Genomic DNA, 12093 nt, shown 5'->3' with positions numbered 1-12093 from the left:
ACAAAGCATTATAGATGAGAAATTGATATAGATCATATCTCGCCTGGCTTATAGGCCCGTAACTCGCATGGTTTTTATGCAAATACGGAGTAAATATTTGATTATCCAAATAAAAATAAATTTTAAAAATTAACAAATGAGTTGAATTTTTTCCGCATCCTCCGCTAAAACAGTTAATTAAAAGGGAGCACCAGGCGAATAAAGTAACAATATCGATCGTATTTATTAAATACAAATTACCGATATTTAACTTTATAATTACAATTATTTTATTAATGCAAATATATGTAAAGCGGGGCATTAAAAAAACGCCCCGTAATATAACTCAGACGAATCATTAAGCCTACATTGCGTAGGCTATTTGATTTTATTTTGCCCAGAATGCCGCTTTGGCGCGCTGCAGCTTTTCGTAGGCTTTCAGCAACGATTGATGTGCAGCAAATGCGTGCAGATCGCTATCTACGGGTTGCAGGCCATAAAACGCCGATTCACCGCTCATTGCCGCACTGGCAGCTTCTACGGCGTCTGCGCCATACATACGAACGAAGGCATTCAGATATTGCAGCGGTTGGCGGTCTTCTTCCTGTGCCAGTAATAACAACGTTTGCAGACAGCGATAATAGTTGGCGCGTTCCGGACTGAACACTGATGAGTTAAATTCCATCGTCCATTCAGTCCAGACCAGAGCCTGTTCCAGATCGCCACCAGCCAGCGCCAGCATGGCTTTTAATTCACCGATACGCAGGGTGTACCAACCGTTATCCGGTCCGGTCGCCAGACCCAGTAGTTCACGTACGCGAGTAAAGTCATCAAAACCTTCTTCATCCAGTTGCTCGATGAGGTTCAGGTAATCTTCTTTTTCCCACACACTGCCTGGTAGCGAGAGAATGGTTTCACGTAAATGGCTACCCATACTGTTATTCGCTAACCACAGATCTTCAGCCGGATAAATATCGGACATGCCAGGCACGATAATACGGCAAGCATAAACGCCCAGATGCTCGTAATCGGCAATATAAACTTCTTTATCTTCTTTGTTGAAGATAGCCATCAGCGTAGCAAACTCTTCTTCCGTAGTGCCGGAGAAATTCCAGTCCACAAACGGATAATCGGCATCCTGCTTGAACAGGTCCCAGGAGATTAAACCGCTGGAATCGATAAAGTGCGTTTCGAGGTTGGTATGTTCAGCAACTTCTTCATCATCGAAGGTTGGCGGAGTAAACACATCCAAATCTTTCAGGCCACGACCTTGCAGCAGCTCGGTCACGGTACGTTCCAGTGCTACGCCAAAATCAGGATGCGCACCGAAAGAGGCAAAGCAGGTACCGTTAGCAGGATTGAACAGTACCACGCAAATCACCGGATACTGGCCGCCAAGCGAACCATCATAAGCAAAGATTGGGAAACCTTCTGCTTCCAGCGTTTCGATGGCTTCAACCACCGCTGGGTAACGCGCCAGCACGTCTGCCGGGATTTCCGGCAAGCTGATGCTTTCAGCAATAATGCGGTTTTTCACGTAGCGTTCGAAAACTTCGGACAACCCCTGAACGCGTGCTTCGTTTCGGGTATTGCCAGCGGACATACCGTTAGAAACGTACAGGTTACCAATGATATTCATCGGAATATAAACGATCTGATTGTCGGATTGGCGCGTAAACGGCAGACCGCAAATACCACGATCTTCGTTACCGGATTGCAGGTCAATCAGCATGCTGCCGGTCAGTTCATTCTCCGGATCGTAAAATGCGCGCAGGCGGTCATCGAGCAGCCCTTCTGGTACATCGTCGTTTTCGGTCAGTGGGAACCATTTTTCGTTGGGATAATGCACGAATGGACCGTTGGCGATGGTTTCGCCCAGCCAGAAGTCAGCAAAAAAGTAGTTGGTTGAGAGACGCTCGAAATATTCACCGAGGGCAGAAGCCAGCGCCGCTTTTTTGGTTGCGCCTTTACCGTTGGTAAAACACAGGGCGCACTCTTTGTCGCGAATATGTACAGACCAGACGTTAGGCACCGGATTCAGCCAGGAGGCCTCTTCAATCTGAAAACCGAGGTCTGAAAGTTTTTGCTGGAAGCGTGCGATGGAATCTTCCAGAGCGGCATCTTTGCCGGGGATAAATGTTTGCGTCATGAAAATCACTTTAGTCGTACGGAAAGCGCGCAATAATACGGGTTTTATCTCAAAGGCGCTATCACCGCCGCCATGCCGATGAACTGTTGACTATGCTTTTAGTGGATAAACCACGATAAGAGCATAAAAATGAAGGCGTTCGATCTCCACCGTATGGCATTTGATAAAGTGCCTTTTGATTTCCTTGGCGAAGTGGCACTACGTAGTCTTTATACCTTTGTACTGGTTTTTTTGTTCCTCAAAATGACCGGAAGACGCGGTGTGCGGCAGATGTCGCTTTTTGAAGTGTTAATCATTCTGACGCTGGGGTCAGCGGCGGGAGATGTGGCGTTTTATGATGATGTGCCGATGGTCCCGGTACTTATCGTCTTTATTACTCTGGCGTTGTTATACCGCCTGGTAATGTGGTTGATGGCGCACAGTGAAAAACTGGAAGATCTTCTGGAAGGCAAGCCGGTTGTCATTATTGAGGATGGTGAGCTGGCCTGGTCGAAACTTAATAACTCCAACATGACGGAATTTGAGTTCTTTATGGAGCTGCGACTGCGTGGAGTGGAGCAGTTGGGGCAGGTACGTCTGGCGATTCTCGAAACCAACGGGCAAATCAGTGTCTATTTCTTTGAAGATGACAAGGTGAAACCGGGTTTACTTATTTTACCCAGTGATTGTACTCAGCGTTACAAAGTGGTACCCGAGTCGGCGGACTATGCCTGCATTCGTTGCAGTGAAATCATTCATATGAACGCGGGGGAAAAACAATTATGTCCGCGCTGTGCAAATCCAGAATGGACGAAGGCAAGTCGGGCAAAACGGGTGACGTGACAGTAAAAACATCGGCTTTTTGCTAATAATCCGAGAGATTCTTTTGTGTGATGCAAGCCACATTTTTGCCCTCAACGGTTTTACTCATTGCGATGTGTGTCACTGAATGATAAAACCGATAGCCACAGGAATAATGTATTACCTGTGGTCGCAATCGATTGACCGCGGGTTAATAGCAACGCAACGTGGTGAGGGGAAATGGCTCAAATCTTCAATTTTAGTTCTGGTCCGGCAATGCTACCGGCAGAGGTGCTTAAACAGGCTCAACAGGAACTGCGCGACTGGAACGGTCTTGGTACGTCGGTGATGGAAGTGAGTCACCGGGGCAAAGAGTTCATTCAGGTTGCAGAGGAAGCCGAGAAGGATTTTCGCGATCTTCTTAATGTCCCCTCCAACTACAAGGTATTGTTCTGCCATGGCGGCGGTCGCGGTCAGTTTGCTGCTGTTCCGCTGAATATTCTCGGTGATAAAACCACTGCAGATTATGTTGATGCCGGTTACTGGGCGGCAAGTGCCATTAAAGAAGCGAAAAAATACTGCACGCCTAATGTCTTTGACGCCAAAGTGACTGTTGATGGTCTGCGCGCGGTTAAACCAATGCGTGAATGGCAACTCTCTGATAATGCTGCTTATATGCATTATTGCCCGAATGAAACCATCGACGGTATCGCCATCGACGAAACGCCAGACTTCGGCAAAGATGTGGTGGTCGCCGCCGACTTCTCTTCAACCATTCTTTCCCGTCCGATTGACGTCAGCCATTATGGCGTGATTTACGCTGGCGCGCAGAAAAATATCGGCCCGGCTGGCCTGACAATCGTCATCGTTCGTGAAGATTTGCTGGGCAAAGCGAATATCGCGTGTCCGTCGATTCTGGATTATTCCATTCTCAACGATAACGACTCCATGTTTAACACGCCGCCGACATTTGCCTGGTATCTGTCTGGTCTGGTCTTTAAATGGCTGAAAGCGAACGGCGGTGTAGCTGAAATGGATAAAATCAATCAGCAAAAAGCAGAACTGCTGTATGGGGTGATTGATAACAGCGATTTCTACCGCAATGACGTGGCGAAAGCTAACCGTTCGCGGATGAACGTGCCGTTCCAGTTGGCGGACAGTGCGCTTGACAAATTGTTCCTTGAAGAGTCTTTTGCTGCTGGCCTTCATGCGCTGAAAGGTCACCGTGTGGTCGGCGGAATGCGCGCGTCCATTTATAACGCCATGCCGCTGGAAGGCGTTAAAGCGCTGACAGACTTCATGGTTGAGTTCGAACGCCGTCACGGCTAATGCCGAAATTTTGCTTAATCCCCACAGCCAGCCTGTGGGGTTTTTATTTCTGTTGTAGAGAGTTGAGTTCATGGAATCCCTGACGTTACAACCCATCGCTCGTGTCGATGGCACTATTAATCTGCCTGGTTCCAAGAGCGTTTCTAACCGCGCTTTATTGCTGGCGGCATTAGCACATGGCAAAACAGTATTAACCAATCTGCTGGATAGCGATGACGTGCGCCATATGCTGAATGCATTAGCAGCGTTAGGGGTAAGCTATACGCTTTCAGCCGATCGTACGCGTTGCGAAATCATCGGTAACGGCGGTCCATTACACGCAAAAAGTGCCCTGGAGTTGTTCCTCGGAAACGCCGGAACGGCAATGCGTCCGCTGGCGGCAGCTCTTTGTCTGGGTAGCAATGATATTGTACTGACCGGTGAACCGCGTATGAAAGAGCGCCCGATTGGTCATCTGGTGGATGCGCTGCGCCTGGGCGGGGCGAAGATCACTTACCTGGAACAAGAAAATTATCCACCATTGCGTTTACAGGGCGGCTTTACTGGCGGCAACGTTGACGTTGATGGCTCCGTTTCCAGCCAGTTCCTCACCGCACTGTTAATGACTGCGCCTCTTGCACCGGAAGATACGGTGATTCGTATTAAAGGCGATCTGGTCTCTAAACCTTATATCGACATCACACTCAATCTGATGAAGACGTTTGGTGTTGAAATTGAAAATCAGCACTATCAACAATTTGTCGTTAAAGGCGGGCAGTCTTATCAGTCTCCGGGTACTTATTTGGTCGAAGGCGATGCATCTTCGGCTTCTTACTTCCTGGCAGCAGCAGCAATCAAAGGCGGCACTGTAAAAGTGACCGGCATTGGACGCAACAGTATGCAGGGTGATATTCGCTTTGCTGATGTGCTGGAAAAAATGGGTGCGACCATTTGCTGGGGCGATGATTATATTTCCTGCACGCGTGGTGAACTGAACGCCATTGATATGGATATGAACCATATTCCCGATGCGGCGATGACCATTGCCACCGCGGCGTTATTTGCAAAAGGCACCACCACGCTGCGCAATATCTATAACTGGCGTGTTAAAGAGACCGATCGCCTGTTTGCGATGGCAACAGAACTGCGTAAAGTCGGTGCGGAAGTCGAAGAGGGGCACGATTTTATTCGCATTACGCCACCGGAAAAACTGAAATTTGCTGAGATCGCCACTTATAATGATCACCGGATGGCGATGTGTTTCTCGCTGGTCGCATTATCAGATACGGCAGTGACGATTCTTGATCCAAAATGTACCGCTAAAACTTTTCCAGACTATTTCGAGCAATTGGCGCGGATTAGCCAGGCAGCCTGAATGAACAACGGGCAATAAATAGCCAAATCTTTCTTTATCAAAACGTCGGCACATTGTCGGCGTTTTTTTTCGGACCTTGTGAGTCATTTTGATTAATGGTAGCGTCGCTTGTCAATGTAAGTTGTTGATACATAATATTTATATATGATTAATCAACGGATGATTCACATGAAGAATACTAAATTACTGCTGGCGATTGCGGCCTCTGCAGCATTACTGACAGGGTGTCAAAATACCCACGGTATTGATACCAATATGGCTATCAGCTCAGGTTTAAATGCCTATAAAGCAGCAACGTTAAGCGATGCTGATGCAAAAGCGATTGCCAATCAGGGCTGTGCCGAAATGGACAGCGGCAATCAAGTCGCAAGTAAATCCAGCAAGTACGGTAAACGTCTGGCAAAAATCGCCAAAGCATTGGGTAACAATATTAATGGCACGCCGGTCAACTATAAGGTTTATATGACCAGCGACGTCAACGCATGGGCGATGGCGAACGGCTGTGTTCGTGTCTACAGTGGCCTGATGGACATGATGAACGACAACGAAATTGAAGGCGTTCTGGGCCATGAACTGGGCCACGTCGCGTTGGGTCACTCGCTGGCTGAAATGAAAGCTTCTTATGCGATCGTTGCCGCACGTGATGCGATTTCCGCTACCAGCGGTGTGGCTTCCCAGCTTTCTCGCTCACAATTAGGTGATATCGCAGAAGGCGCGATCAATGCTAAATACTCCCGCGATAAAGAGTCCGAAGCAGATGATTTCTCCTTTGATCTGTTGAAGAAACGTGGCATCAGCACCCAGGGGCTGGTTGGCAGCTTTGAAAAATTGGCCAGCCTGGATGGCGGTCGTACCCAGTCCATGTTTGACTCTCACCCACCATCAACAGAGCGTGCGCAACACATCCGTGATCGTATCGCCTCTGGTAAGTAAATCATTGTCATCTTTCGGGCTGGTCTTCTGCCAGCCCGCTATAATTGCGCAATAAATCCCCATCTGAATACAGACAAAACTGGTTTTTGCACACAACGTTAACGATTTGTGGCGTCGGCGCGTATAATGCGCGCGGTTATGTTAACGGTACGCCTGTTTTAAGGAGATAAAGATGACGGCAATTGCCCCGGTTATTACCATTGATGGCCCAAGCGGTGCAGGGAAAGGCACCTTGTGTAAGGCTATGGCGGAAGCGTTGCAATGGCATCTGCTGGACTCGGGTGCAATTTATCGCGTACTGGCACTGGCGGCATTACATCACCATGTTGATGTTGCTTCGGAAGATGCGCTGGTGCCGCTGGCATCCCATCTGGATGTACGTTTTGTGTCGACCAATGGCAATCTGGAAGTGATCCTCGAAGGGGAAGATGTCAGCGGCGAAATTCGTACTCAGGAAGTGGCGAATGCTGCTTCACAAGTCGCGGCATTCCCACGCGTTCGTGAAGCATTATTGCGTCGCCAACGCGCGTTTCGCGAATTACCAGGCCTGATTGCCGATGGCCGCGACATGGGAACGGTGGTATTCCCTGATGCGCCAGTGAAAATTTTCCTTGACGCCTCCTCGGAAGAACGTGCGCACCGCCGCATGCTACAGTTGCAGGAGAAGGGCTTTAGTGTTAACTTTGAGCGCCTTTTGGCCGAGATCAAAGAACGCGACGACCGCGATCGTAACCGAGCGGTAGCGCCACTGGTTCCGGCAGCCGATGCTTTAGTGTTGGATTCCACCACCTTAAGCATTGAGCAAGTGATTGAAAAAGCGCTACAATACGCGCGCCAGAAATTGGCTCTCGCATAAGCGACCGAATTTGCAGTACCCCCGTTGCAATGGAATGACAGCGGGTATGTTAAACAACCCCATCCGGCATGGAGCCAGGTGGACGTTAAATATAAACCTGAAGATTAAACATGACTGAATCTTTTGCTCAACTCTTTGAAGAGTCCTTAAAAGAAATCGAAACCCGCCCGGGTTCTATCGTTCGTGGCGTTGTTGTTGCTATCGACAAAGACGTAGTACTGGTTGACGCTGGTCTGAAATCTGAGTCCGCCATCCCGGCTGAGCAGTTCAAAAACGCCCAGGGCGAGCTGGAAATCCAGGTAGGTGACGAAGTTGACGTTGCTCTGGACGCAGTAGAAGACGGCTTCGGTGAAACTCTGCTGTCCCGTGAGAAAGCTAAACGTCACGAAGCCTGGATCACGCTGGAAAAAGCTTACGAAGATGCTGAAACTGTTACCGGTGTTATCAACGGCAAAGTTAAGGGCGGCTTCACTGTTGAGCTGAACGGTATTCGTGCGTTCCTGCCAGGTTCTCTGGTAGACGTTCGTCCGGTGCGTGACACTCTGCACCTGGAAGGCAAAGAGCTTGAATTCAAAGTAATCAAGCTGGATCAGAAGCGCAACAACGTTGTTGTTTCTCGTCGTGCCGTTATCGAATCCGAAAACAGCGCAGAGCGCGATCAGCTGCTGGAAAACCTGCAGGAAGGCATGGAAGTTAAAGGTATCGTTAAGAACCTCACTGACTACGGTGCATTCGTTGATCTGGGCGGCGTTGACGGCCTGCTGCACATCACTGATATGGCCTGGAAACGCGTTAAGCATCCGAGCGAAATCGTCAACGTGGGCGACGAAATCACTGTTAAAGTGCTGAAGTTCGACCGCGAACGTACCCGTGTATCCCTGGGCCTGAAACAGCTGGGCGAAGATCCGTGGGTAGCTATCGCTAAACGTTATCCGGAAGGTACCAAACTGACTGGTCGCGTGACCAACCTGACCGACTACGGCTGCTTCGTTGAAATCGAAGAAGGCGTTGAAGGCCTGGTACACGTTTCCGAAATGGATTGGACCAACAAAAACATCCACCCGTCCAAAGTTGTTAACGTTGGCGATGTAGTGGAAGTTATGGTTCTGGATATCGACGAAGAACGTCGTCGTATCTCCCTGGGTCTGAAACAGTGCAAAGCTAACCCGTGGCAGCAGTTCGCGGAAACCCACAACAAGGGTGACCGTGTTGAAGGTAAAATCAAGTCTATCACTGACTTCGGTATCTTCATCGGCCTGGACGGCGGCATCGACGGCCTGGTTCACCTGTCTGACATCTCCTGGAACGTTGCAGGCGAAGAAGCAGTTCGTGAATACAAAAAAGGCGACGAAATCGCTGCAGTTGTTCTGCAGGTTGACGCAGAACGTGAACGTATCTCCCTGGGCGTTAAACAGCTCGCAGAAGATCCGTTCAACAACTGGGTTGCTCTGAACAAGAAAGGCGCTATCGTAACCGGTAAAGTAACTGCAGTTGACGCTAAAGGCGCAACCGTAGAACTGGCTGACGGCGTTGAAGGTTACCTGCGTGCTTCTGAAGCATCCCGTGACCGCGTTGAAGACGCTACCTTGGTTCTGAGCGTTGGCGACGAAGTTGAAGCTAAATTCACCGGCGTTGATCGTAAAAACCGCGCAATCAGCCTGTCTGTTCGTGCGAAAGACGAAGCTGACGAGAAAGATGCAATCGCAACTGTTAACAAACAGGAAGATGCAAACTTCTCCAACAACGCAATGGCTGAAGCTTTCAAAGCAGCTAAAGGCGAGTAATTCTCTGACTCTTCGGGATTTTTATTCCGAAGTTTGTTGAGTTTACTTGACAGATTGCAGGTTTCGTCCTGTAATCAAGCACTAAGGGCGGCTACGGCCGCCCTTAATCAATGCAGCAACAGCAGCCGCTAAATTTGCCTTTAAGGAACCGGAGGAATCATGACCAAGTCAGAATTGATAGAAAGACTTGCCACCCAGCAATCGCACATTCCCGCCAAGACGGTTGAAGATGCAGTAAAAGAGATGCTGGAGCATATGGCCTCGACTCTTGCGCAGGGCGAGCGTATTGAAATCCGCGGTTTCGGCAGTTTCTCTTTGCACTACCGCGCACCACGTACCGGACGTAATCCGAAGACTGGCGATAAAGTAGAACTGGAAGGAAAATACGTTCCTCACTTTAAACCAGGTAAAGAACTGCGCGATCGCGCCAATATTTACGGTTAAGTTTTTACTCAAACTTGAACGCGAGAAAAGCACCTGTCGGGTGCTTTTTTCATTTCTCTAATCTGGAACTGGAAGCTGCCTCGCAGAGTTTTGAGCAGTTTTCACCCTATCGTTAAATTCTTCTGAACGTGCCTCGGGGAACGCAAAACACCCACCAGACAACCGTTCAACAAAGTTGCACACTTTCTATAAACAGGGAGGGTGCATGAAAATAACGACAGTCGGCGTATGCATAATTTGCGGAATTTTTCCGTTGCTGATTTTGCCCCAATTGCCAGGGACAGTAACCCTTGCGTTTCTGACTCTCTTCGCCTGTGTACTGGCATTTATCCCTGTTAAAACCGTCCGTTATATCGCGCTGACGTTGCTGTTTTTCGTTTGGGGCATATTAGCAGCAAAGCAAATTTTGTGGGCAGGAGAAACCTTAACTGGCGCGACGCAGGATGCAATAGTTGAGATCACTGCTACTGACGGCATGACCACTCATTACGGTCAAATCACTCATCTACAAAGTCGACGTATATTCCCTGCGCCAGGCCTCGTACTGTATGGCGAATATCTTCCGCAAGCGGTTTGTGCCGGACAAGTATGGTCAATGAAACTCAAAGTTCGTGCAGTTCATGGCCAACTTAATGATGGCGGCTTTGATAGCCAGCGTTATGCCATTGCCCAGCATCAGCCGCTGACCGGCCGCTTTCTGCAGGCAAGTGTCATTGAACCGAATTGTAGCCTGCGTGCACAGTATCTGGCGTCATTACAAACAACGCTGCAACCCTATCCGTGGAATGCGGTTATTCTTGGTTTAGGTATGGGGGAACGGTTATCCGTTCCCAAAGAAATCAAAAATATCATGCGCGATACTGGAACGGCGCATTTAATGGCGATATCGGGATTGCATATCGCTTTTGCGGCGTTGCTGGCTGCCGGACTCATTCGCAGTGGACAAATTTTTCTGCCTGGGCGCTGGATCCACTGGCAAATGCCATTAATTGGCGGAATCTGCTGTGCTGCTTTTTATGCCTGGCTGACTGGGATGCAACCTCCTGCATTGCGTACCGTGGTGGCGCTTGCCATGTGGGGAATGCTTAAGTTAAGTGGGCGACAGTGGAGTGGCTGGGATGTATGGATATGTTGTCTGGCGGCAATTTTGCTGATGGATCCTGTTGCCATTCTTTCGCAAAGTTTATGGCTCTCTGCCGCTGCGGTCGCGGCGCTGATTTTTTGGTATCAGTGGTTTCCCTGTCCGGAGTGGCAACTGCCGCCAGTATTGCGCGCGGTTGTTGCCCTCATCCATCTACAACTGGGAATCACGCTCCTGCTAATGCCTGTGCAAATCGTCGTATTTCATGGCATTAGTCTGACCTCGTTTATTGCAAACCTATTTGCAATTCCCCTGGTGACATTTATCACGGTTCCGTTGATCCTCGCCGCGATGGTTATGCATTTAAGCGGGCCGTTAATCGTGGAGCAAGGAGTATGGTTTCTTGCCGACCGGTCTTTGGCTTTGCTTTTCTGGGGGTTAAAGAGTTTGCCAGAAGGGTGGATCAACATTGCTGAACGTTGGCAATGGCTATCATTTTCCCCATGGTTCTTACTGGTGGTATGGCGATTAAACGCCTGGCGAACGTTGCCAGCAATGTGTGTGGCTGGAGGCTTGCTGATGTGCTGGCCGCTGTGGCAAAAACCTCGACCTGACGAGTGGCAAGTGTACATGCTTGATGTCGGGCAAGGGCTGGCAATGGTGATAGCCAGAAACGGCAAAGCGATTCTCTATGACACGGGACTGGCCTGGCCTGAAGGGGATAGTGGGCAACAACTGATTATCCCCTGGCTCCACTGGCATAATCTTGAACCGGAAGGCGTTATTCTGAGTCATGAACATCTGGATCACCGGGGAGGGCTGGACTCAATATTGCATACATGGCCGATGTTATGGATCAGAAGTCCGTTAAACTGGGAACACCATCAGCCCTGTGTGCGTGGCGAAGCGTGGCAATGGCAAGGATTGCGTTTCAGCGCGCACTGGCCTTTACAAGGTAGCAACGATAAAGGAAATAACCATTCCTGTGTGGTTAAGGTTGATGACGGGACGAATAGCATTCTTCTAACCGGTGATATTGAAGCCCCTGCTGAACAAAAGATGCTAAGCCGTTACTGGCAGCAAATGCAGGCAACATTACTTCAGGTACCTCACCATGGCAGTAATACCTCATCATCGTTGCCATTAATTCAGCGAGTGAATGGAAAAGTGGCACTCGCATCGGCATCGCGCTATAACGCATGGCGACTGCCCTCAAGCAAAGTTAAACATCGCTATCAACAACAGGGTTATAAGTGGCTTGATACTCCACATCAGGGTCAAATAACGGTCAATTTTTCAGCGCAAGGCTGGCGGATTAGCAGCCTCAGAGAGCAAATTTTACCTCGTTGGTATCATCAGTGGTTTGGCGTGCCAGTGGATAACGGGTAGAATATGCGGCTATTT

General features: G+C 49.1%; 9 protein-coding genes. 8 read left to right on the top strand and 1 reads right to left on the bottom strand.

The window, feature by feature from the left end; translation table 11 throughout:
• Window positions 1-367: 367 nt before the first annotated feature.
• Window positions 368-2128: a 30S ribosomal protein S12 methylthiotransferase accessory factor YcaO gene (ycaO, locus tag ACJHYW_RS07365; RefSeq protein ID WP_061092633.1), complete on the bottom strand. Its 1761-nt coding sequence runs from the start codon at window positions 2126-2128 to the stop codon at window positions 368-370.
• Between the two features lie 129 nt (window positions 2129-2257).
• Between ycaO and ACJHYW_RS07360 the strand changes: the two genes are divergently transcribed.
• The 8 genes from ACJHYW_RS07360 (at window position 2258) to ACJHYW_RS07325 (ending at window position 12078) form a co-directional block, all read left to right on the top strand.
• On the top strand, window positions 2258-2950 hold the full coding sequence (locus ACJHYW_RS07360) for a DUF421 domain-containing protein (protein WP_000642852.1): 693 nt from the start codon (window positions 2258-2260) through the stop codon (window positions 2948-2950).
• 198 nt (window positions 2951-3148) lie between these two features.
• Window positions 3149-4237, top strand: coding sequence for a 3-phosphoserine/phosphohydroxythreonine transaminase (gene serC / locus ACJHYW_RS07355; protein WP_061092634.1), 1089 nt, complete (start codon window positions 3149-3151; stop codon window positions 4235-4237).
• A gap of 70 nt (window positions 4238-4307) precedes the next feature.
• The gene (gene aroA, locus ACJHYW_RS07350; RefSeq protein ID WP_061092635.1) at window positions 4308-5591 is read left to right on the top strand and encodes a 3-phosphoshikimate 1-carboxyvinyltransferase; all 1284 of its coding nucleotides are present in this window, start codon (window positions 4308-4310) and stop codon (window positions 5589-5591) included.
• Between the two features lie 168 nt (window positions 5592-5759).
• Window positions 5760-6524 (top strand): metallopeptidase YcaL, encoded by a 765-nt coding sequence (gene ycaL, locus ACJHYW_RS07345; RefSeq protein ID WP_001353317.1) that lies wholly within the window; start codon window positions 5760-5762, stop codon window positions 6522-6524.
• Between the two features lie 172 nt (window positions 6525-6696).
• On the top strand, window positions 6697-7380 hold the full coding sequence (gene cmk, locus ACJHYW_RS07340; RefSeq protein ID WP_000125016.1) for a (d)CMP kinase: 684 nt from the start codon (window positions 6697-6699) through the stop codon (window positions 7378-7380).
• A gap of 110 nt (window positions 7381-7490) precedes the next feature.
• A complete protein-coding gene (gene rpsA / locus ACJHYW_RS07335) occupies window positions 7491-9164 on the top strand; it encodes a 30S ribosomal protein S1 (RefSeq protein WP_000140327.1) in 1674 nt (557 codons plus the stop codon).
• 159 nt (window positions 9165-9323) lie between these two features.
• Window positions 9324-9608: an integration host factor subunit beta gene (gene ihfB, locus ACJHYW_RS07330; RefSeq protein ID WP_000167336.1), complete on the top strand. Its 285-nt coding sequence runs from the start codon at window positions 9324-9326 to the stop codon at window positions 9606-9608.
• A 205-nt stretch (window positions 9609-9813) separates the two neighbouring features.
• On the top strand, window positions 9814-12078 hold the full coding sequence (locus tag ACJHYW_RS07325) for a ComEC family protein (protein WP_061092636.1): 2265 nt from the start codon (window positions 9814-9816) through the stop codon (window positions 12076-12078).
• Window positions 12079-12093 lie beyond the last annotated feature (15 nt).

The organism is Escherichia sp. WS3063, from assembly GCF_046486595.1.
GTDB lineage: Bacteria > Pseudomonadota > Gammaproteobacteria > Enterobacterales > Enterobacteriaceae > Escherichia > Escherichia coli.
The sequence above is the reverse complement of the archived record's forward strand: the minus strand, read 5'-3'. Positions and strand labels throughout refer to the sequence as shown.